Genomic DNA, 21983 nt, shown 5'->3' with positions numbered 1-21983 from the left:
TCAAATCATAGTAACAATCGTTATGATTGTTGCAAGGGGAGAGTGGAGGGTGAACCGCTATTTCAGGCGCATCGGCAGGCCAGCGGCCATGAATACCGCTTCATCCACGCAAGCCGCCACGGCCTGATTGACCGTTCCGGCAACATCGCGGAAGCGGCGCGCCAGCGCATTGTCGGGGACGATGCCCAGCCCGACCTCGTTCGCGACCAGGATCACCGGCCCCTGCGCCTCGCCCAGTGCCATCACCAGCGCCCCGGTTGCAGCGTCGATATCATGGTCCGCCAGCAGCAGGTTGGACGCCCATAAAGTGAGGCAGTCGATCAACAGGACGCGATCGGCCTTCGCCTCCGCCTGCACCATCGCCGCCAGATCGAATGGTTCTTCGATCGTGCGCCAACGCGGGCCGCGCTCCTTGCGATGCCTGGCGATTCGGCTGTCCATCTCGTTGTCTAACGCTTGCGCCGTAGCGACGAACACAAGCGTACCCGGCAGGGCTTCGGCGCGGCTCAGCGCATAGCGGCTCTTTCCCGACCGCGCCCCACCCAACACGAACAACAGGGTCATGACAGTCTCCATGCAGATAACCCGGCCACCAGCCCCAGCAACAAGCAGGCCCGCACGTAGAGCCGCAGTGCCGCGTCGATATCGGCCGCCTTAAGGTCGCGCCGGCCTGCCCCGATCCACGGCTTGTCCTGCGCCATCCCATCATAGGCGATCGGTCCGGCCAGACAGAGATGCAGTGCACCCGCCATCGCGGCTTCCGGCCAGCCCGCATTGGGGGAAGCATGGCGGGAAGCGTCGCGCAGCATGATGCGCCATCCCCCTGCCCCGGCCAGACAGAGCAGCAGACCCGACAGACGCGCGGGGATGAGGTTGAGCAGATCGTCCAGCCGCGCGGCCGCCCAGCCGAAAGCGCGCCAGCGCGGCTCGCGATGCCCGATCAGGCTGTCGGCCGTATTGATCGCCTTATAGGCCCACAGGCCCGGCAACCCACCCAGCATCAGCCAGAAGAGCGGCGCCACCACCCCGTCGCAAAAACTTTCCGCCAGACTCTCGATCGCTGCCCGCGCCACGCCCGCTTCGTCCAGCCGCTCCGTATCACGCCCCACGATCATGCCCACGGCCGCCCGCGCCGCCTCGATCCGCCCGTCCCGCAACGGCGCGGCAACCGCACGGACGTGGCGATAGAGGCTGCCCGCCGCCATGCCGGGCACCGCCAGCAGGGTGACGCCAATCCACGCCCAGCGCCCTGCGATCAACCGCCCCCCCTGTTCGAGCAACACACCGCCACCGATGGCGAGGATCAGCAGCAACATGATGCAGGCAATGCCGGCCAAGCGACGTGACCCGTCAGTCCTCTCCGGCCGGTTCCAACGTTGCTCACACCGCTCGATGATCGCCGCGAACGCCCCCACAGGGTGGCCGATCCGGCGATGCAGCGCATCGGGCCAGCCAATGGCAGCCTCGATCGCCAGCGCCAGCAGCGCCACCGGTTCAGCCATGGGCCAGCGCCCGGTCCAGTCGCGCCAGTCCCTCCACCCCCTGTGGTAGGCCGATCCGCAGCCAGTGCCGATTCTCATCGAATGGGCGGGTCAGGATCGCCTGCCGCGCCAGTCGCTCGAACAGAGCCATGGCATCCTGCGTTGCGATCAGGCGGAACAGCGGGCAGGCCCCTTGCGGATCAAAGCCATGGGCATGCAGCACAGCGTCCATTGCCGTCGCCTGCCGGGCCAACTCCCTCCGCATGGCGGCGATCCAGCCGCGATCGGCATAAGCCGTGGCCCCGATCACCAGTGCCGCCGTGGAGATCGGCCAGCTTCCGAGCCGCGTACGAAAGCGCGCGACAAGAGCACGCGGCCCGATCACAAAACCCAGTCGCAGGCCCGCCAGACCAAAGAATTTGCCGAAGGAACGGAAAAGGATCAGCCGCTGCCCATCTTCGACACGGTGCGTCATGCTGACGTCCGGCAGGCAATCGGCATATGCCTCGTCCAGCACCAGCCAGCCGCCGCTTTCCGTCTGTCGTTGCAACAACCCGTCCAGCATCATCCGATCCATCACGTGGCCGTCGGGATTATTCGGGTTGCCGAGCAGCAGGATCTTGCCGGCCGGATCGGCCTCGCCCGGCACGAACGCCCGGCTATCGGGATAGATGTCGCGATGGGTGCGATAACAGGCAGCGCCGTGGAGCAGTTCGCCGGGCAACAGTTCACCCAGCAGCCGCAACCCCGCTTCACTGCCCGGCAAAGCGCAGAGATGGGCAGGATCGACGCCAAAATAATCTGCCGCGCTCTGCTCCAGCGCCATCAGTTGCGCATCGCCGGGCAGCGCCCGCCAGTCGAACGCCGGTGCCTTCGCGATCGGCCAGTTGTCGGGATTGATGCCGGTGGACAGGTCGATCCACGGTGCAGGTCCGTCGCCAAAGATGCGCCGTGCTGCATCCAGCTTGCCGCCATGATAGCTCCAGCCGATCATGCCGCGTGGGCCAGAATCAGCATGATAAGCAGCAGGGCGCTTTCGACCAGCTCGATGCCCGCGCCATGGCTGTCGCCCGATATGCCGCCGATCCGCGCCAGCACCCACCAGCCCCACAGGCCGATCAGCGGCAGCGCACTGAGCACGGCAGGGAACCACCATGCGGCCAACAGGAGCGTCGCCGTCCATAGTGTCAGATCGACCGGTCGAACCGCAGAGCGAAAGCGCGCACCCAAGCCATCGTGCAGCGACGGCAGGCACCGGCTCCACCAGAGCGGGCCGATCCGCGCGGCGAAGGGGATCAAAAGCAACCCACCTATCGCCCCTGCCTCGATCAGGCCATGCAGCAATATCAGCTTGGCGATCAGTTGCAGCGTCAGCGCCGTCACGCCCATCACCCCAAGATGCGGATCGGCCAGCACAGCCAGCATCCGGTCGCGCCCCTTGTGCGCGGCAGCGGTCGCATCGGCCAGATCCGCCAGGCCGTCCAGGTGCAGCGCCCCCGTCACCCATGCCCAGGCAAGCAAGGCCAGCAGCGCCCCGGTCCATGAATCCATCCAACTGCCGGCCCAGCCTGCCCCAGTGATGACGGCGCCGACCACCAGTCCCACAGCCGGAAACCAGCGGATTGCGGCCACAAAGTCCGCGTCATCCGCCGCTATCCTTGGCAACGGCAGGCGGGTCAGGAATTGCAGCGCAAGGATGACGCCCTTCATGCCGCCAGCCCAACGATCTGCGCGAAAGGGCGTTCACCCGGCCAAAGCCTTAAGGTCAGGCAGGCGGCATAAGGCAAGTCGAACGCCCAAAGCTGGCGTTGATCGAAGCCGCACAGCAGCGCCAATACTGCGCGCATCGCACCGCCATGCGTCACAACCAGGGTCGGCTCCGGCGGCAACGCCCCCAATGCCGCATCGACGCGCGTCGTCAGTGCGGACCAGCGCTCTCCGCCGGGTGGAGGACAGGCATCGGGATCAGCGTAGAAATCCGCCAGTGCAGCAGCATCCAGCGTTGCCGGATCGACGCCGTCCCAAGCGCCAAAATCCAGTTCACGCCAACGTGCGTCGATCAGCGGCACGCTATGACGTGGCGCGCCGATGGCCTCCGCCGCCGCCCGCGCACGCAACAGGTCGGAGGAGACGATCGCCGTCCCACCCAGCGCGGCGGCCCGCCGAACGCAGGACGCTATGCCGGCTTCCGTCGCGGGCCAGTCGGCATGCCCCAGCATTCGCCCGGTGATGGCAGGCGCCCCATGCCGCATCAGGTGGAGCAGTCTGGCCGCCATCAGCCTTCCGATACGCCCGCATCGGCGAAGGTCGCCATCTGGTCATGCGCGGCCAGCGCGGACCGGATCACCGCTGCGGCGACTGCACCGCCGCTCCCTTCACCCAGCCGCATGTCGAGGTCGAGCAGCGGCCGCAATTGCAGTCGATCCAGCAACCGCCCATGCGCCGCTTCGGCGGAACGATGACCGGCCACCATATGATCGGTGATGGCCGGCACCGCCGCCGCCATCGGTGCCAGCGCTGCGGCGCAGATGAACCCGTCCAGCACCACCGGCACATGATGATGCCGCGCCGCCAGCATGGCCCCGGCGATCGCGACAATTTCCCGCCCGCCGACCCGGCGCAGCGTCTCGAACGGCGTGACGGGAGCCTCGGCATGACAGGCCATCGCCAGTTCGACCATCTGGTGCTTCACCTCCAGACCATGGTCGTCGACGCCCGTCCCGGCGCCCACCCAGTCCGCCGCCGTGCCGCCGAAACTACGCTGGCACAGCGCAGCCGCCGCAGTCGTGTTGCCGATCCCCATTTCGCCCAGCAGCAACAGGTCCAGCCCCGGATCGACCGCCTCCGCACCGATATTGAGCGCGGTCAGGCATTCGGCCTCGCTCATCGCCGGCTCGACCGTGAAGTCGGCGGTCGGCTGATCGAGCGCGATGGGCACCACCCGCAAGTCCAGCCCGGCCGCCCCCGCCAGCGCATTGATCGCCGCCCCCCCACGGGCGAAATTCGCGACCATCTGCGCCGTCACTTCCGGCGGAAAGGCGCTGACGCCATGGCGCGCCACACCATGATTACCGGCAAAGATCACCGCCCGACCACGATCGACCCGTGGGCGCGCGCGCCGCTGCCAGCCCGCCATGAGGATGGCGATCTCCTCCAGCCGGCCGAGCGATCCGGCCGGCTTGGTCAGTTGCGCCTGCCGCGCACCCGCCGCCGCCCGGCAGGACAGATCGGCAACAGGCAAGGACGCCAAAGCAGCCTCGAACGCCGCAACGGTCGGAAACAGGCTCATGTCGCGACAAATCCCGGCGGCGGGGTGCGCACGATGAAATGCCCCTTCACCCCCTGCGGCCAGTCGGCATAACGCACCTGGCCATGATCGCTGGCGGCATGATGGACGGCATAGTCCAGAATGGCGCGGGCGGCATCCTCGTCCGGGGTGAAGCGACCAAGCACATAGCCGATCTTGCCCGGTGCCCGCAGGTGGACGGTGCAATGATCGGAACAGGCGAAGAGGCAGGGCATATCCTGCACCGCTACCCCGTCATAGCGGTCCGAACCGCCCTTGATCCGGCGCAATGCCTCTGCCAGCCGGGCGCCGCCGCGCACGCCGTCGGCATCCTCCCGCGCCTGCGGGGAATGGCGGCAACTGCTGCACACCACCACCGCCGGTCCATCCTCTACCGGACGCAACATGGTCACGCGACGGCCTGTCCGCGCGCTGCGCCGCGCAGCAGGCCGCTGCGGTCGACCAGATGCTGCAACAGCAATAGTCCGGCCAGGATCATGGCATAGCGGACGAACTGCCGCGCCAATATGTCCAGAGCAAAAGCCGCCCAGCCGGAATCGAGCAGGACAGCGCCGCCCAGCACGACCAGCTTGAACGCGACGAAGGCCGCACCATAGGCCGCCGCCAGCCGTAGCGCAGCATGCGCGCCGGACAATCGACCGATCACGGCATCCGCCCCCAGCAGCGCCGCGATCGCCGCCAGTGCCATCGTCACAGCCCAGACGCTGTTCTCGCCCGTCATCTCATAGCCGAGCAGGCAATAGCCCACCCCCTGCGACACGGCCCAGGCGGCGAGCATCAGGATGATGCCCTCCTGCCGCCGGACATGCAGCGCGGCGATGGCGGCGAGCGCGGGAAAAGGCGTGGCGCAGGCCAGCGCCAGTGTCGTCACGGTGCTGGCCAGCGTCATCAGGCCGACCCACAGATGGCGGGCGGCGGCAGGGGATAGGCTCTGCATGGTCATTCGCTCCTTGTCATAGGGATTGTCCGTCCGGGTTAGAATCGCGCCCGCAGGCCGGCATGGATGCTACGGCCCAACTGGCCGTAGCGGCGGGCAGTCTCATAATATTCGTCGAACAGATTCTCGACCCGGCCGAACAGGGTCAGCTTGCCGAGCACCGGCATTTCGGCGCGCAGGTCGACCAGCGTGTAGGCGGCGTTCACAAACGGCGCGACGGTCGCGCTGGTGCGCGCGGTGTCCAGCGTATTGCCCGACCATCGGACCGCGACTGCGGTGCTGAGGCCGAAGGCCCAGTCATAGCGCGCCGTGCCATTGGCGGCGTGGCGCGGACGCCGGGCCAGTTGGTTCCCATGATTGAGGCCGGGCGAGCGATCCTCCGCCGACACCCAGCTATAATTGCCGTCGATCGTCAAACGGCCGACATGGGCGACTCCCGCCAGTTCCAGTCCATGCGCCTTGCTGCGCTGCACATTGGCATAATAGCCAAAGCGCGGCATGGTCGTGCCCGGCGCATAGCAGAGCGCCGGACGGTTGGTCGTCGGGCAGCCATTATAGGTGATGAGATTGTCGGTGCTGCGGTCGAACCAGGTCGCCGACAGGATCAGGCCATGGTCGAACAGATGCTGTTCGATGCCCGCATCCCAGCCATGCGATTTTTCCGGGACCAGCGCCATGTTCCCATAGTCGCTGTAGAGCTGGTACAGGGTCGGCGCCTTGAACCCCTCACCATAGCTGGCACGCAGGATCGTGCTGTCCTTGGCCAGCGCCCAAGCCGCGCCCGCGCCGAACACGGTGTTGCCGCCGAAGGTCGAATGATGGTCGTAGCGCACGCCGCCATTGAGCGTCAGGCCGAAGAACGGCTCAACGTTCAGTTGCGCATAGAGGCTGTCGATATCCGCCGATCCATATGTCGTGGCATAGGCGGCCAGACTGTCGGAGGGCGAAGCGGTCCGCATCCGCTGCTCTTCCCGCTCCGCGCCGAAGGTCGCGGTCCAGCCCTGCGCGACTGTCAGCATGCCCTGATATTCGTAGCGGTTCGTCTCGCCCTTGGCGGCGAAGCTGAGCGGACGCAGCTTGCGCGCGGGGTTGATATTGTCACGCAGGGTCTCGCTGCGGCTGAAGGACAGGCGGTTGTGCAGCGCCCCGCCGAACAGGTCGGCATTGAGGCCGGCATAGCCGATCCATTCCTCTACCTGCGAATATTCCGGGCTGTCCGGTATATTACCAGCGCTGTCGATGTCGGTGCGGCCCTTGGCATAATAGCCGCGCACGTCGACCGACACGCCCGGCGCCAACGCAACGCCCAACCGACCGTTGAGCGTGCTATTGGTATAGCCGTCCTTCTCCTTGCCGCCATAGCGCGGGCTGATCGCGGAAATACCCTCTGTGGCGAAGCGACTGCCGGCAAGCTGCCAGTCGATCGCCCCCTGCCGGCCTCCCAATCCCGCGCGGGCACTGACGGTGTCGCGCGATCCCGCCTCGATATCGAAGCTGCCTTCGATCGGCCGTTGGGCGCGGGCGGTGACGACATTGACGACGCCGCCGATCGCCTGGCTGCCCCAGAGGATGGATTGCGGTCCGCGCAATATCTCGATCCGGGCGATGTCGCCGGTCATCAACGTGGCGAAATTATAGCCGCCGCCGGTCGAGGACGGATCGGCCAGCTTCACGCCGTCGACCACCAGCACAGTCTGGTCCCCTTCGGCTCCGCGAATGCGGATCGACGTCGATGTGCCATAACCGCCATTGCGGGTGAAGCTGATGCCGGGCGTGCGGATCAGCAGATCGGATACCGTCAGCGCCTGCGCCGCGTCGATCGCCGCCTTGTCCAGCACGGTGACGCTGGACGCCACCTGCTCGATCGCCTGCGGCTGGCGCAGGGCGGTGACGATCACCTCACCTGCATCGTCGGCCAGCGCCGGCGTGGACAGGCCGGCCAGAATGAAAAGTCCGCTTTTTGAAATCCAGCGCATGATAATTCCCCCAGTCTTTGACAGGACCGGGCGGACGCGACGCGACAGCGATGACGAACGCAGACGCGCACGACAACACCACCGCGCGAATCCGCACGGTCAGCTTGTCGTTGCGCGAGGATATCCTCGTTCGACCGGCACACCCTGTCCGGACGAAGAACGACCGCGACAGGCAGGTCTCCTGGCTTGCGGGTCAATGCCGTTTTCGAAGCGCCTTCTCGGGATCATGATCCCAATGGCCTGTGCCTCGATGGCTCGCCGCTCACAGTTGCAGGGGCAGCCGGGGTCTTGAACCCCGTTCCCTTTTGATCCCCTTGCGGGGAACCTGACGCAATCGCCGCCCTAATCCAGTTGGTTCAGGCAATCAAGTGGAAGAAGCCCCCGGTCACATGGCCCGCCCGGTGGCCCGCAGGCGGCAGCGCCTGCCCTTCCGCATCGGCCATGTCGGCCAGCGCTTCGCCGCCGCTGGCGGTGATGCTGGCATAGTGGAATTCATGGCCCAGCAGTTCCTGCCCGGCGCAAGCGAAACGACTATCCTGCCGCAGCCGCGCGCGACGATAGCCCAACGTCATGCGCCGGCGGGCAAAGCTCGTCTCCAGCGGCAGCAGGCCCGCCATGGCATGCACTATGCCATCGCCATCCTCCAGCGCGCGACCCAGCACCATATAGCCACCACATTCGCCATGGACCGGACGGGTCTGCGCGAAGCTACGCAATCCATCCAGAAATCGCCGGTTGGCGGCGATCCGCCCGGCATGGAGTTCGGGATAGCCACCCGGCAGCCAGCAGGCATCGCAATCGGCAGGCGGGGCTTCGTCCGCCAGCGGGGAAAAGAATTGCAGTTCCGCCCCGGCCGACCGCCACCAATGCGCCATATGGGGATAGAAGAAGCTGAAGGCCGCATCGCGGGCTATGGCGATCCGCTGCCCCGGCGGCCGGATGCCGGGTTGCAACGCTGGCCGATTCTCCGTCACGCCGGCGGCCGCGAAGATCGCATCCAGATCGCATTGTGCCGCCACCCCCTCCGCAATTGCGCGGATCCGCGATTCCAGCCCGTCCGTCTCGCCGGCCTGTATCAGGCCCAGATGACGGGACGGCATGGCGAACCCTTCATCGGTCGAGATCGCGCCAAGCAAGGGCAGGCCAATGCGGGCAAAGCCATCCTGCACCATCTGCCGATGGCGCGGGCTGGCCACGCGGTTGGCGATCACCCCGGCAATGGCGGGCGCGCCGGGAAAGGTCGCACAGCCATGGGCCACTGCCGCCACCGTCTGCGCGGCGGCGCGGGCATCGACGATCAGCAGCATCGGCCAGCCGAGCAGGTGCGCGACGTCTGCGGATGCGCCCGACCGGTCCCGCGCCCGCGCGCCGTCATAGAGGCCCATCGCGCCTTCTGCGACAACGAGTTGGACAGTTGATGCGACATGCGCGGCCAGTCCGCCCAGCATCGCCGGGGCCATGGCGAAGCCGTCCAGATTGATCGAGGGCCGCCCGGTCGCCGCCGCATGAAAGGCCGGGTCGATATAGTCCGGCCCGCATTTTGCGCCCTGTACGATAAGGCCCCGATCGCGAAAGGCGCGTTGCAGTCCGATCGTCACCATCGTCTTGCCCGCACCCGATGCCGGGGCGCCGACGATCAGGCCGCGCCCCAGCGCCGCCGTCAAAATTCGATGCCCCGCTGCGCCTTGATGCCGGCATGGAAATGATGCTTCACCTGCACCATGTCGGTCACCAGATCGGCCGCCTCAATCAGTGCGTCGGGCGCGTTGCGGCCGGTCACGACGACATGTTTCATCGGATCGCGATCCATCAGCCCGGCGACGACATCATCGACCGCCAGATAATTGTAGCGCAGCACGATATTGAGTTCGTCCGCCACCACCATGGCATAGCCGGGGTCGGCGATCATGCGCTGCACCTCCGCCCAGCCGGCCTGCGCCCAGGCGATGTCGCGGGCGCGATCCTGCGTGTCCCAGGTGAAGCCTTCGCCCATCACCCGATGATCGACCTGATCGGGAAAGGCGGCATAGACCGCCTTTTCCCCCGTCGCCCAGCCACCCTTGATGAACTGGACGATGCCCACCTTCATGCCATGGCCGAGCGCCCGGCAGACGAGGCCGAAGGCGGCGGTCGATTTGCCCTTCCCCTTGCCGGTATGAACGATCAGCAGTCCCTTCTCGTCCGTCTTTTGGGCAATCTTGGCCTGCATGAAGGCCTGCCGCTTGCGGGCCTTCTCATTATGCCGGGCGTTGATCCGATCCTGCTCTTCCATCTGCCTTGCTCCCGTCGACAGGGCGCGCGGCCGGGATGGCCGCGACGCCGCTTTGCATGTCGCTCGAACGGAAGAACCGTGTCCGGGCCAGTCCCTGGGCCGGGGCAAGAGCGACCCGCGCCGGCAGGTCTCCTGGCTTGCGGGTCGTCGCCGGCCGGACCGCCTTCTCAGGATCGCTCCCAATGGCATGATGGCCCGGTGGCTCGCCGCTCACAGTTGCAGGGACAGCCATGGATTGGGCCGTTGGCGGCCGCACCATATTCCCTTTCAAGCCCTTGCGGGCACCGACGCGGTCGAAGGCACAGCCTTCGCCGCCGGACTTATCGCGCCATGTCGGCCGGGTCCAGCCCATCGTCCGCGAAACCATGGACCAGCGCGCGCAGGCTGCTGTCCATGGCGGCATCTATCGCGACCAGACGGGCGATGTCCTCCCCCTGCGGCCCGGTCGCAAAGCCCGTCCAGCCCGTCACCAGCGCCTGTACCGCCGACTGGATCAGCATGCCACGCGCCGGCGCCAGCCCGGTTGCAGCCATCTGCGCAGCCAGCCGCGCCTCGATCGCCCCGATCGAACCGACATAGGCCGGCGCAGCCGCGATCAGCATGGCGGCATCGCGGGTCGAGCGCTGCTTGCGCCAGAGCGCCTGACCGAAACGAACCATCCAGTCCGTCCACGGCCCGCCCGGCACAACATCATCCAGCGCCTCGAAAAACAGCCTGGTCGACATCAACGCGAGCAGATTCTGCTTGTCGCCGACATGACGGGCGAGCGAGGGCGCCTTCGCGTCGAGCCGGGCCGCGACATTGCGCAGCGATACCGCCTCCAGCCCCTCTTCCTGCAACAGGGCGATCGCTTCATCGACAATCGCGTCACGACTCAGTTTCATGACCGCCTTGTGGCAAAGCCGCCGGCCCGCCGCCAGCGCCTCAGTTACGGCGCAGCTTTTTCAGCACATGGTCTGCGCCCTTGTCGCCGATCATGATGGCGGTGGCATTGGTGTTCCCCGCCGGCAGGGTCGGCATGACGGAAGCGTCCGCCACCCACAGCCCGTCGATGCCGATGACGGCGAGATCGGCGTCCACCACCGCCTGCGCATCGTCCGCCCGGCCCATCTTCGCCGTCCCGACCGGATGATAGAGCGGGATCGACGCCATGCGGACATAGGCGCGCAACTGATCCGGATCGGTCAACGCCGCGCCGGGACGCAATTCGCTTTTTATATGTGTCCCGATCGCTGTCTCATTCAGGATCGCGCGGGCAATGCCGATCCCCTCTACGATCTGGTCGATATCGTCATCGCTGCCGAGCTGGCGATGCTCGATCTTCGGTGGCGCGAACGGATCGGCGGAGCGCAGACTGATCCGCCCGCGATGGCTGGGCCGCATCAGGCCGACCAAAGTGGAAACGGACGGCGTCTTGCGCAGCATCAGCCGACCCTGCTCATCGAAATCGAAGGCGAAGGCGGCAAAGCTGATCTGGAGATTCGGTGCGGGCAGATCCGCCCGGCTCTTTACGAAGGCCTGCGCGTGACCGATCGCCGTGGTCAACGCGCCGCGCCGGGCGAGGGCGTAGCGCAAAACCTGCCATGCCCCGCGTAGCCCCTGCGCATCGCTGTTGAGCGTCCGCGCATCGACTTCGTTCACCACATGGGTGCCGACATGATCCTGAAGATTGGCGCCGACGCCGGGCAGGTCGCGGACCACGGCGATGCCATGGGTACGCAGATGATCGGCCGGGCCGATGCCCGACAGCATCAGCAGCCGCGGCGTGTTCATCGACCCGGCGCTCAGCACCACGCCATGACGAGCCAGCAGCGTCTTTTCGACGCCATCCTGCCAATAGACGATGCCGACCGCGCGGCCATCTTCGATTCTGAGGCGCAGCAGTTGCGCTTCCAGCAGGACCGTGGGGGCCTTCCCGCCGCGCCGTTCGTGGAGATAGCCACCCGCTGCGGAGCAACGTTCGCCGTTGCGCTGCGACACCTGCACATAATCGACGCCTTCGGCCTGTTCGCCGTTCAGGTCCGGTGATCGGGGGATGCCCGCCGCCTGCGCCGCCGCGATCCACTGGTCGGTGATCGGATAGCGGGCGCGCCCTTCCGACACCGCGATCGGGCCGCCTGTGCCGCGCCATGTGTCGGCGCCGCGTTCATTATCCTCCATGCGTCGGAAATAGGGCAGGACCGCATCATAGTCCCATCCCGCAGCCCCCTGCCGCGCCCATTCGTCATAGTCCCAGCGATGGCCGCGTATGAACATCATGCCGTTGAGCGCACTGCCCCCGCCCAGCATCCTGCCCGCCGGCCAGATGTCCGCCCGGCCGCCCAGCGACGGGTCCGGTTCGGCCTGATAGCACCAGTCATAGGCCGGGTTCTGCACGATGGCGCTGGTCAAGGCCGGGATGCGCGACCGCATGTGCCGGTCGGTCCCGCCCGCCTCGATCAGGGTGACGGAGAGACCTGCTTCGGCCAGCCGCCCGGTCATCGCAGACCCGGCCGATCCGCCGCCCACGACGATGATGTCGGTATCTTCCATAGCTATTCCTAGAAGTTGGACATGATGGCGGCGCTGGGCGCGTCGAGCGGCTGGCCCGCCGCCTTCAGCTTCAATTCCCGCTCTCGCAGCGGTCCCTGCTCGGCGATCAGCCAGGCGTGGAGCGCGTCCACATCATCGACGCTCAGCAAATCGTCCCAGCGGGGCATGCCATTGGGAAGCAGCAGCCCTTCGCGCACGATCTGGTTGAACACATCATGCGTGCCCGGCTGCATCCGGCGCAGGTCCGGCGCGGTGGAGCGCAACTGGTTGCTGTGGCAGATGGCGCAATTCTGGAAGAACAGCCCCTGACCCCTGGCGATCATCGCGGGCGTCACGCCGGGCTTCTGCGCGGGGGGCGCTTCGGCCGGTTCGAGCGGTGGCAGCGCGGTCGGCTGCGGCACCGGGCCGCCATCCAGCCTGAACACCAGGATGCGGTTGGCGTTGCCATTGCGATAGGCGGCGGAGTAACGCGGCACATAGCCCCAACCACCCCCGCCGAAGCCGGCCGCAACCGCGATATATTGCACGCCCTTCACACGGTAGGTCATGGGCGCGGCCATGATCGAACTGCCGGTGTCGATTTCCTTGATCAGCTTGCCGGTGTCGGCGTCGCGGACGATCAGCTTGCCGCCGATCGTGCCATGGACGATCAGGCCGGATGCGGTCGACAGCATGCCCATCCGGTCCTGCCAGCCCTCGGTCGGGACCGACCAGCGCGCCTTACCGGTCAGCGGGTCGATGGCGCGCAACTCGCTGCTATAGGGCTTGTCCTTGACCCACTGCATTTCGGGCAGCTTTTCCACCTGTTCGCGGATCGCGGGCGGCAGGGTCGGCAACACGGCCTGCAATTGCGGCGTGAAGATCAGGGTCGTCTGGACGTTGAGCGCCTTGGGTCGCCTCGCTTCCGCAGGCGTGCCGGGGGGCACGGTGAACATGAGGTTCCCCATGTCCAGCACATGGGCGTAATAGCTTTTGCGTTCCGCATCATAGGCCGCCGGATACCAGTTGCGCGCGCCCGCGGACGCCGGGAAGATGAGGCGCGGGCCGTTCCAGAAATCGGTCCGCTCCGGCGTCATCTGCGGCGCGCCATTCTTGTCGAACCCCGTGGTCCAGTTGGTCCGTACCAGCGGATTGACGCGCAGCGGCTTGCCGGTCTCGCGGTCCAGCACGAACAGATAGCCGTTCTTGGGCGAATGGAGGATGACCGGGCGGACCGTACCGTCCACCTCCATCTGCGTCAGCACCATCGGCTGGGTGGCGGTGAAGTCCCAGCTATCGCCGGGCGTTTCCTGATAATGCCATTTCACCGCGCCGCTTTTGGCATCCAGCGCGACGATGGAGGAAAGATAGAGGTTGGTGCCGCCCTTGGGCGATCGGGTGGCGATGGAATAGGGGCCGCCATTGCCGACGCCGATATAGACAGTGCCGAACTTGGGATCGTAATTGATCGCGTCCCAGACGGTACCGCCGCCGCCAATGTCCCACCGGCTCCTGGCGTCCCAGGTCTTGAGCGCGGCGTCGAGCGCCTTGTCCTCCTGCGGTCCCTTGGCCGGGTCGTGTGGCACGGTGAAGAAGCGCCAGGCCTGCCCGCCATCGGCGATGCGATAGGCGGTCACGTAACCGCGCGTGTCATATTCCGCGCCGGCATTGCCGATGATGACGAGGTCGCCCGCCACTTCGGGCGCGCCGGTACTCGTATAGCCGCGGCTGTGATCGACCACCGTGTCGACTTTCCAGAGGATTTTCCCGCTCTTCGCGTCAAGCGCGTAGAGCATGCCGTCGAGCGCGCCGACCATCACCTTGCCATTGGCGACCGCGACGCCGCGATTGGCCTGATCGCAGCAGGCGGATCGGTTCGCCTGCATGTCCACCTCCGGCTCGAAGGTCCAGAGCGGCTTGCCGGTCGCCGCGTCGAGCGCATAGACGCGGCCGAGATTGCCACTGGTATACATGACGCCATCGACCACCACCGGCGTCGCTTCCTGCACGCGGTTGGTGTTGAGATCATAGGACCAGGCGAGGCCGAGCTTGCCGACATTGCCTTTGTCGATATCGGTCAGGTGCGAATGATGGCTGCCCCAGACGTCGCCGCCAGTATAGGGCCAGTCGTCGCCGGCGCCGCTGGCGCCGCCGGGTCCGCGACCGGTGCAGGACGAAAGCGCCAGCAGGCCAGCCAATATAAGCAGCGGCTTTTTCATGCTGTTCATCACAGGGGCCAGCTTTCCTTGTGCGCCAGCATCACGTGGCGCAGGCTCCTGGGTTTGCGGCCCGTGATCTTTTCCACCCAGTCGGTCTTTTCCGCAAAATAGCCTTCGCGGATCGACTGGCCGAATGTCACCATATCGACGCTGGACCAGGGGATCGGCCCTTCGGGGATGATATCGGAGGCGTGACGCGGCGCGCCGAGCGCATCGAAATAGGCGAACATCGCTTCGTCATCGACCGCATCGACCACGATCGGCTTGCCGGCTATTTCGCTGGCCATCGCCATCGCCTGCGGAATGGTGATGAGGTCGGGGCCGGTCAGCACATAGGCTTTATTCTCATGCCCCGGCTGGGTCAGCACGCCCACGGCCGTCGCGACACAATCGTCGCGGCTGACGAAAGCCACCGGGCCGTCGCCGCAATTGTCGGGCTTGCCGCCCATCATCAGCGCGGGGATCGTCATCGGCCCGGCGATCGCCTCGGCATATTGGCTGTCGCGCAAATGGGTCCAGGCCGCGCCGGAGGCTTCGATGATCTCCTCCGTCGCGCGATGGTCGTTCTTGACGATCGCCGGATTGCCGGGTGCGTCGGCGGCGATGATCGAGGTGTAGACGATATGTTTCACGCCAGCCGCGACCGCCGCTTCCACCGCATGGCGATGCTGGCCGACGCGGGTGCCGACGCGCGCGGTGCTGATCAGCAGCATCCTTTCGCCTCCGGCCATCGCGTCGGGCAGGCTGGCAGGGTCGTCGAAATCGGCGAAGCGGACATCGGCGCCGCGTGCGGCGAGATCGGCCAGCTTGGCCGGTGTGCGGGTCAGCAATATCGCATCGTGCGGTGCGACCTTTTCCAGCAGCAGTTGCGCCGCCGCCCGGCCGAACGAACCCGAAGCGCCTGAAATGATGATCTTCCCCATGCGTCCTCTCGCTTGCATGATCTGTCGTCTTGTTGCAGATAATCGTAACGAATGTTATTATTGCGTCAAGCCATAGATAAAAGGAGAGTGACTATCATGCCTTCCCTTCCGATCGAGGACAGGATCGCGCTGCAAGACCTGATCGCCGCCTATAGCTGGGCGCTCGATACCGGTGATGTGGACGGGCTGGTCGCCTGCTTCACGCCGGACGCGCGCATGGTGGAGGAGGTGTTCGACGATCCCGACATCTGGGAAGGGCATGAGGGGATTCGCGGCATCGCCGAACATTACCGCAATGCGCCGGGCTTTCCGGGGCGTCAGCACCATGTAACGCAGGTTCAATATAGGGCGCAGGACGATGGCAGTTGCAAGATGCGCGGCTTCGCATTCGTGACGGAGTGCGAGGGCGAGCCGCCTTACCTGCTGCGCTTCGCCGGCTGGTATGACGATCATGCCGTGAAGGGCGCGGACGGCCAGTGGCGCTTCCATCGCCGCACCGTGCGGCTGTGGGACGGCGAGGTGCTGAAGAATTTCCCTGGCCGTGGCGAGTGGGTACCGCGCAAGCGGCCGGATTCGCTGATTATAACGCGCTGACTGGAGCGCCACGCTTCCCATAAGAGTCGTTCCCCATGCGCCTGTCGAAGGACCGTTCTTTCTTCCGAGTTGCAAAGAAGAACGGGGCTTCGACGGGCTCAGCCCGAACGGGGAAAGGGTTTGCTATTTAACCATCACCCAACTGTGGGCAGTCATGACACGGCTTTCGGATACGGCAGCGCACTGACCAACCTTAGCCACCGCCATTTCGGCGAAGACTTCCGGCCATGCCGCACCCGAGAGTTGCGCCAACTTGGCAACGGCCACGCCATCCGGCGCACAGTTCGCCATCATATGTCCGTTGTCATGGCGCACCAAAGCCACCCGGCGATAGCCTGCTTCGGCGGCGATTTCCCCGACCAGCAGTTCGTCACTCCGCCGTGTCACGGCGAAGAGCGCCGCTGGTGCGGACGCGAGCAAAGCCTGCATCTGCCGCACCCGATCGCCTGCCAGCGCAACGGGCTGTGCCCCAAGCAACTGCGCGCGCGCGGCGAAGCAGCGGCCAGCGAGCAGTTCAGGATCATGTAGCAATAGCGGCCGTGTTGCCGCGTCTGCCCGACTGCCCGCCAGCGCCGCCGATGCGACCGCGACGCTCGCCAGAAAAGCGCGACGGGACAGGGCGCTCATGGCTTTGCTCCCTTCGCCAGATGCTGCGCGATCATTTGCAACTCCGCGTCGCTCACTTCGCCGCGCGGGATGGCGGGCATGTTGCCGATCCCCATGCGCGCCGCCTGCACGACATAATCGGCGGTCAGATCGGTGCGCTTTTCCAGCAAGGGCTGGTCCATCCGCCGCGCGAGCAGCCCCGTCCCCATGCCGCCCGGCCCATGGCACATGGCGCATTTCGCCAGATACAGTTTCTCGCCCGGTCCGGCCGCGGGTCGCGACGACAGGGTTTCGGGTGCTGGCAAGGGCGGCGGTCCCTTGGAGGCCGGCGCCGGCGTTTCGCTCGCCCGGCCGCAAGCCGCGCCCGCCAGCACCAGCGCCGCGCCCATTAGGGCGATCATCCCCCGGCGCATCAGCCCTGCCCTCCTGTATGGCTGCTGGGCCAGATGCCGCTCTTCCCCGGCGCGATCACGCCCTTGGGGTCAAGCGCGTCCTTCACCTTGCGGTTGAGCAGCCCCAGCGCGCCCTTGTTATAGTCATAGGTGCCAGCAACCGCGTCCATATAGTCGAGATGGGTGCGATATTCACCATAGCCTTGCGCCTTGGCATCGGCGATCAGCTGCTTGAGGAAAGGATCGACCCGGCCCATCATATCGGGATCATCCTTGTTGATGAGCACGGCGTTGACGTTGATGAGGTGGCGCTCGCCAAAGGCGAAGCTGGCCTGATAGTCCATGCCATATTCCTTGTAGCGGGCGTAGGTGCGCTGGAACTGGGCCTGCGCCGCAACGCCCGATTGCGGCAGGATCGGCGAGAATCCGATATGGCCGCCGCGCCCGCCATGCCAGTTGGCGTTCTGCATCGGCATGGTGAGCGGCGTGCCGGTCCAGCCGGTTGCCTCCAGCGGTTCGCCAGTTTTCCAGACGGTGGGACGCAGCGACATGGGTTTGAGCTTGCCCAGTTCCTGCTCCAATATCGCATAGGCCACCTTGTTGACCGACTCCCGCCCATAAAGGCGCAGACTGACGCCCCACCAGCCGACATTGAATTTCTTGCGGATCGCCGCGATCACGTCGTCGGGCAGCGCGCCGGGCTTGTCGGTCCACTGGTCGCGGGTCGTCACCACGGCGGCGGCGCGCAGCCAGTTGCCGATGGTCGGCGACTGCTGCAACAGCCCTTCGCGCCGCAGCGGCGCGATCGCGTCGATCAATGGCCCCAGATCCTCCGGCCGGTCGAATTCCAGATCCATGCCCATCAGCGATTCCGGCGCAGGCATCAGCCAAAGGCCCATCTTGGTGACGATGCCGAAATTGGACTGGACGAACATCTGGTCCCAGCCTGGGCCGAAGCCGAAGCGATAAAGCTGCCAGGTCGGCGCGCCGTCCAAAGCGCCCATGCCGGTGCGGACCACCAGCCCATCGGCCATCACCGCTTCTATGCCGCAAATGCGGGTCGCATGTTCGCCATAGGGGGTATAGCCCATGCCGCGATCCAGCGCGTTGCCGACCACTGACCCCCAACTATTGCCGGGCACCGACAGCCAGTGCTTCATGCCCTTGGCTTTCAGAAAGTCGTAGAGATCGTAGAAACCGACGCCCGGTTCCAGCAGGACCGTGCCGTTCGCCTCATCATAGTCGATCTTCTTCATGCGGCTGAGGTCGAGGATGACCGATCCCGCCAGCAGCGGCGCAGAGCCGCCATAGCCCAGATTCTTGCCCCGGCTGATCGGCCAGAGCGCGACGCCGCGTTCGGACGCGATGCGGACGATCGCCTGAATTTCCTCGACGGTCGCGGGGGCGACTGCGCCTGCGGGGTGATGGCGCTCATCGTCGATGGCGAACTTGTCCTGATAGCTTGCCTGATCGTCCTCGCCGAAAAAGACATGATCCTTGCCGACGATCGCCGCGAAGGCAGCGATGGTAGCGGGGTTGAGCGTTTGGGCCATGCTGTGTCTTGCCTTGTCGTGGAAAGGGGTCAGGCGGCAGCGGTCCAGCGCGTACGCGCGGGCGGGCGAGCGCCGCCGTCGAGCCGCAGGACTTCACCGTTGATCATGGGATGGCGGATCAGGAACAGAGCAGCCTCGGCAAATTCCTCGGCCGTGCCCGCGCGGCGGGGAAATTCCATGCCGCCGACCAGTTCATCGACCAGGGCGGGCGGCATATGGGCTGTCATCGGCGTGGCGAAGAAGCCCGGCGCGATGCCGACGCAGCGGATCGCGTGGCGCGACAGGTCGCGCGCCCAGATCAGGGTGAGCGCGGCGAGCGCCGCCTTCGACGCACCATAGGCGCCCATGCCCTCCTGCCCTTCGAACGACGCGATCGAACAGGCGTTGAGGATCACGCCGCGCGTCCCGTCGGGGCCATCGGGCGCATTGCCGATCATGCGATGGGCGACATGGGCGGTCACGTTGACCGCGCCGATCAGGTTGACGTCGATCAGACGGCGGAACGCAGCGACGTCGCCCGGTCCTGCCGGCGTCGCGATCGGTCCGATGCCGCCAATGCCGGCCATGTTCGCCAGGATCGACACTGGGCCGATCTGCGCCATGGCAGCGGACACCGCTGCCTCATCCGTGATGTCGCACAGGATCGAACGCACGCCCGGCATGCTACTGGCCTGCACGTCGAGCACCACAATATGTGCGCCTGCGGACAGCAAGTTGGACACCAGTGCGGCGCCTAAACCCGATGCGCCGCCAGTGACGAGCGCCGTCTTGCCTTGCACATCCATCTCGCCTCACTTGCCGGCCATGCCGATCTATTAATAACGATCGTTATTATCTGGCGATGTGACCTGCTTGTCAAGCGGACTGCCAGAGGATGATCCTGAAAAAGCGCTTGCCTGCGTTCTGCATTAGATTGTATGCCAATGATACATATTGCAGGAGCAGGACCATGGAAGAGCAGGACGTCGTTTCGGTACATGTCGAAGATCGCATCGCCTGGGTGAATTTCGCCCGCCCGGACAAGCGCAACGCGATGAGCCCGACGCTCAACCGGCGCATGTTGGAGGTGCTGGACGAGCTGGAATATCGCGACGATGTCGGCGTGCTGGTGCTGGGCGGCGAAGGCACGGCCTGGTCGGCGGGCATGGACCTGAAGGAATATTTCCGCGAAACCGAAGCGCTTGGCCTGCGCGGCGTGCGCAAGTCGCAGGCGGAGAGCTATGGCTGGTTCCGCCGCCTGCGCTGGTATCAGAAGCCCACCATCGCGATGGTCAATGGATGGTGCTTCGGCGGCGGCTTCGGCCCGCTCTTCGCCTGCGACCTCGCCATCTGCGCGGACGAGGCGCAGTTCGGCCTGTCTGAAATCAACTGGGGCATATTGCCCGGCGGGGGCGTGACCAAGGTGGTGGTCGACCTGCTGCCCATGCGCGATGCGATGTGGCTGACGCTGACGGGCGACCTGATCGACGGCAAGGCGGCGGCGACCATGCGGCTGGTCAATGAGAGCGTGCCACTGGGCCAGTTGAAGGCGCGAACCACGGAAGTTGCCGAGATGCTGCTGAAGAAGAATCCGGTGGCGTTGAAATTCGCCAAGGATGCCGTCCGCCGGGTCGGCACCATGACTTATGATGAGGCGGAGGATTATCTGGTCCGCATGCAGGAAGCGGCCAACTTCCATGACAAGAGCGAAGGCCGCAAGGAAGGCATCCGCCAGTTCATCGACGAGAAAAGCTACAAGCCGGGTCTGGGCAGCTATGACCTGAACAAGGCGAAGACCTCGGCCTGATAACTGTGGGGTCAGGCCGTAGCCTGACCCCATCCACCGCCCAAAGCCCGGAACAGATCGACCTGCGCAAAGGATAGCGCGCGGGTGGCCGTCGCCAGATCGGCTTCGGCGCTGGCCAGCGTCCGCTGCGCATCCAGCACGGTCAGGAAGTCGATCTGTCCTTCCCGTTGCCGGGCAAGGCTGATCCGGGCGGCGCGTGCCGCTTCGTCCCGCGCAGCGCTCAGCGTCTGCACCCGCTCGATCGCATGGGCATAGGCAGACAAGGCGCGTTCGGTTTCCTCCAGTGCCTGCAACACCGTGCCGTCGAAGGTCGCGAGCGAGGCGGCGCTATCCGCTTTCGCCCCGCCGATCCGGGCGCGGATCGCCTCTTGATTGGGGAAAGCCCAACTGATGAGCGGTCCCAGCACCCAGTTCAACGGCCCGCCGCCGAACAGATTGCCGCCCCCCAGCGCCGTGCTGCCGACCGATGCGCCGAGCGAGATGCGCGGATAGAGATCGGCCGTCGCCACGCCGATCCGCGCGGTGTCGGCCGCCAACCGCCGTTCCGCCGCGCGCACGTCCGGCCGTCTTGCCAATAGCGCCTGCCCATCGCCGACGGGAATCGGCTGCGACAATTGCGGGGTCCGGGTCGCGGCGCGCACTGTGTCGGGCAATTGCTGCGGCGTCCGCCCGGTGAGCGTGGCGAGGCGGAACAGCGCCGCATCGCGATCGGCCGCCAGCGCGGGGATCGTCGCCTTCTGCTGGTCGCGCAGCGTCGTCACGCGGATGACGTCCAGCCGGTCCGACCGGCCAGCCTCGAACCGCGCGCCGGTGATGCGGATCGACTGGTCGAGCAGGCCGACCGTGCGCTGCGCCACTGCCAGACGTTCCGATGTGGCGGTGACGTCCAGATAGGCGCGCACCGTATCGGCGACCACCGCCACGCGCACGCCATCGGCATCCGCCTGCGCCGCCGCATAGTCGCCGCGCGCCGCTTCTACGCCGCGCTTCACCCGACCGAAGAGATCCACTTCGTAGCTGATGTCGAGGCCGCTATCGAACACCCAATTTTCCCGGTCGATGCCGGGGAAGGACTGGACCGCCGAGGTGCGGTTGTAGGTTTCGGACGCCCCCAGACCGGTTTGCGGCAGGCGATCAGACTTGGCGCCGCGCAGCGACGAACGCGCCCGTTCGATCCGCGCCACCGCCACGCGGATGTCGGTATTGGCGGCGAGCGCGTCATGCACCAGCGTATCCAGCAGCGGATCGCCATAGAGCGTCCACCACTGATCCTGTGCCGCCGCCGCGCTGACCGTGGCACTCGCCGCCCCGATGAAGGGGGCGGCAGCCGTGGCCGGTGTGGCGGGCGCCCTGTAGTCCGGCCCGGCGGCGCACGCCGTAAGGGCGCTGGCGCCGAGCAGCAAAGCGATGAAGTTCTTTGTCATGG

At 66.1% G+C, this 21983-nt stretch carries 22 protein-coding genes and 2 riboswitches; of the genes, 2 read left to right on the top strand and 20 right to left on the bottom strand.

The annotated features are described in order from the left end of the window. Nucleotides 1–57 precede the first annotated feature (57 nt). The 15 genes from cobU to ASE85_RS05895 form a co-directional block, all read right to left on the bottom strand. Nucleotides 58–564 carry a bifunctional adenosylcobinamide kinase/adenosylcobinamide-phosphate guanylyltransferase gene (gene cobU / locus ASE85_RS05965; RefSeq protein ID WP_056685125.1) on the bottom strand — a complete coding sequence of 169 codons (507 nt, stop codon included), beginning with the start codon at nucleotides 562–564 and terminating at the stop codon, nucleotides 58–60. Beyond that, nucleotides 561–1502 (bottom strand): adenosylcobinamide-phosphate synthase CbiB, encoded by a 942-nt coding sequence (gene cbiB, locus ASE85_RS05960; protein WP_056685123.1) that lies wholly within the window; start codon nucleotides 1500–1502, stop codon nucleotides 561–563. Before cbiB ends, cobU begins: the two co-directional genes overlap by 4 nt. Further along, entirely contained in the window at nucleotides 1495–2475 is a 981-nt protein-coding gene (locus ASE85_RS05955; RefSeq protein WP_056685121.1) for a threonine-phosphate decarboxylase, read from the bottom strand. Before ASE85_RS05955 ends, cbiB begins: the two co-directional genes overlap by 8 nt. Continuing rightward, nucleotides 2472–3191, bottom strand: coding sequence for an adenosylcobinamide-GDP ribazoletransferase (locus ASE85_RS05950; RefSeq protein WP_056685117.1), 720 nt, complete (start codon nucleotides 3189–3191; stop codon nucleotides 2472–2474). The genes ASE85_RS05955 and ASE85_RS05950 overlap by 4 nt, the downstream gene beginning before the upstream one ends. Beyond that, complete coding sequence (locus tag ASE85_RS05945) at nucleotides 3188–3757, bottom strand: histidine phosphatase family protein (protein ID WP_056685113.1); 570 nt, start codon at nucleotides 3755–3757, stop codon at nucleotides 3188–3190. Before ASE85_RS05945 ends, ASE85_RS05950 begins: the two co-directional genes overlap by 4 nt. Beyond that, the gene (gene cobT / locus ASE85_RS05940) at nucleotides 3757–4770 is read right to left on the bottom strand and encodes a nicotinate-nucleotide--dimethylbenzimidazole phosphoribosyltransferase (protein ID WP_056685110.1); all 1014 of its coding nucleotides are present in this window, start codon (nucleotides 4768–4770) and stop codon (nucleotides 3757–3759) included. The genes ASE85_RS05945 and cobT overlap by 1 nt, the downstream gene beginning before the upstream one ends. Next, entirely contained in the window at nucleotides 4767–5174 is a 408-nt protein-coding gene (locus ASE85_RS05935) for a DUF1636 domain-containing protein (protein WP_056685107.1), read from the bottom strand. The genes cobT and ASE85_RS05935 overlap by 4 nt, the downstream gene beginning before the upstream one ends. A gap of 2 nt (nucleotides 5175–5176) precedes the next feature. Continuing rightward, entirely contained in the window at nucleotides 5177–5725 is a 549-nt protein-coding gene (locus ASE85_RS05930; RefSeq protein WP_156358219.1) for a hypothetical protein, read from the bottom strand. Nucleotides 5726–5763: 38 nt separating this feature from the next. Further along, on the bottom strand, nucleotides 5764–7701 hold the full coding sequence (locus tag ASE85_RS05925; protein ID WP_082462678.1) for a TonB-dependent receptor plug domain-containing protein: 1938 nt from the start codon (nucleotides 7699–7701) through the stop codon (nucleotides 5764–5766). 154 nt (nucleotides 7702–7855) lie between these two features. Further along, a riboswitch (cobalamin riboswitch) is annotated at nucleotides 7856–8045 on the bottom strand. 12 nt (nucleotides 8046–8057) lie between these two features. Then, nucleotides 8058–9365, bottom strand: a complete 1308-nt coding sequence (locus ASE85_RS05920) for a cobyrinate a,c-diamide synthase (protein WP_056685101.1) — start codon at nucleotides 9363–9365, stop codon at nucleotides 8058–8060. After that, a complete protein-coding gene (gene cobO / locus ASE85_RS05915) occupies nucleotides 9362–9973 on the bottom strand; it encodes a cob(I)yrinic acid a,c-diamide adenosyltransferase (protein ID WP_056685098.1) in 612 nt (203 codons plus the stop codon). Before cobO ends, ASE85_RS05920 begins: the two co-directional genes overlap by 4 nt. 105 nt (nucleotides 9974–10078) lie before the next feature. After that, nucleotides 10079–10277, bottom strand: a riboswitch (cobalamin riboswitch). A gap of 16 nt (nucleotides 10278–10293) precedes the next feature. Beyond that, nucleotides 10294–10857: a TetR/AcrR family transcriptional regulator gene (locus ASE85_RS05910; RefSeq protein WP_056685095.1), complete on the bottom strand. Its 564-nt coding sequence runs from the start codon at nucleotides 10855–10857 to the stop codon at nucleotides 10294–10296. 40 nt (nucleotides 10858–10897) lie between these two features. Then, on the bottom strand, nucleotides 10898–12505 hold the full coding sequence (locus ASE85_RS05905; protein ID WP_056685092.1) for a GMC family oxidoreductase: 1608 nt from the start codon (nucleotides 12503–12505) through the stop codon (nucleotides 10898–10900). Nucleotides 12506–12513: 8 nt separating this feature from the next. Then, entirely contained in the window at nucleotides 12514–14703 is a 2190-nt protein-coding gene (locus ASE85_RS05900) for a PQQ-dependent dehydrogenase, methanol/ethanol family (protein ID WP_082462688.1), read from the bottom strand. An 8-nt stretch (nucleotides 14704–14711) separates the two neighbouring features. After that, nucleotides 14712–15626 (bottom strand): NAD(P)H-binding protein, encoded by a 915-nt coding sequence (locus tag ASE85_RS05895; RefSeq protein ID WP_056685090.1) that lies wholly within the window; start codon nucleotides 15624–15626, stop codon nucleotides 14712–14714. A gap of 96 nt (nucleotides 15627–15722) precedes the next feature. On the opposite strand from ASE85_RS05895, the gene ASE85_RS05890 reads away from it, so the two are divergent. After that, entirely contained in the window at nucleotides 15723–16220 is a 498-nt protein-coding gene (locus tag ASE85_RS05890; protein ID WP_056685087.1) for a nuclear transport factor 2 family protein, read from the top strand. A 123-nt stretch (nucleotides 16221–16343) separates the two neighbouring features. Here the strand turns inward: ASE85_RS05890 and ASE85_RS05885 are convergent, their stop codons facing one another. Genes ASE85_RS05885 through ASE85_RS05870 form a run of 4 tightly spaced genes read right to left on the bottom strand, consistent with a single transcriptional unit; the run spans nucleotide 16344 to nucleotide 19556 of the window. Next, a complete protein-coding gene (locus ASE85_RS05885) occupies nucleotides 16344–16847 on the bottom strand; it encodes a hypothetical protein (protein WP_056685084.1) in 504 nt (167 codons plus the stop codon). Next, complete coding sequence (locus tag ASE85_RS05880) at nucleotides 16844–17239, bottom strand: c-type cytochrome (protein WP_235523285.1); 396 nt, start codon at nucleotides 17237–17239, stop codon at nucleotides 16844–16846. Before ASE85_RS05880 ends, ASE85_RS05885 begins: the two co-directional genes overlap by 4 nt. Next, a complete protein-coding gene (locus ASE85_RS05875; RefSeq protein ID WP_056685078.1) occupies nucleotides 17239–18771 on the bottom strand; it encodes an FAD-binding oxidoreductase in 1533 nt (510 codons plus the stop codon). Before ASE85_RS05875 ends, ASE85_RS05880 begins: the two co-directional genes overlap by 1 nt. Nucleotides 18772–18800: 29 nt before the next feature. Further along, nucleotides 18801–19556 (bottom strand): SDR family NAD(P)-dependent oxidoreductase, encoded by a 756-nt coding sequence (locus ASE85_RS05870; protein ID WP_056685075.1) that lies wholly within the window; start codon nucleotides 19554–19556, stop codon nucleotides 18801–18803. Between the two features lie 164 nt (nucleotides 19557–19720). Between ASE85_RS05870 and ASE85_RS05865 the strand changes: the two genes are divergently transcribed. Next, nucleotides 19721–20557, top strand: coding sequence for a p-hydroxycinnamoyl CoA hydratase/lyase (locus ASE85_RS05865; protein WP_056685071.1), 837 nt, complete (start codon nucleotides 19721–19723; stop codon nucleotides 20555–20557). Between the two features lie 11 nt (nucleotides 20558–20568). Here the strand turns inward: ASE85_RS05865 and ASE85_RS05860 are convergent, their stop codons facing one another. Continuing rightward, the gene (locus tag ASE85_RS05860; RefSeq protein WP_056685067.1) at nucleotides 20569–21981 is read right to left on the bottom strand and encodes an efflux transporter outer membrane subunit; all 1413 of its coding nucleotides are present in this window, start codon (nucleotides 21979–21981) and stop codon (nucleotides 20569–20571) included. Between the last annotated feature and the right edge of the window lie 2 nt (nucleotides 21982–21983).

The sequence above is a fragment of the Sphingobium sp. Leaf26 genome (assembly GCF_001421665.1).
In the GTDB taxonomy this organism is placed as follows: Bacteria; Pseudomonadota; Alphaproteobacteria; order Sphingomonadales; family Sphingomonadaceae; genus Sphingobium.
Note: the sequence above shows the minus strand (reverse complement) of the source record. Positions and strands in the feature narration are given on the sequence as shown.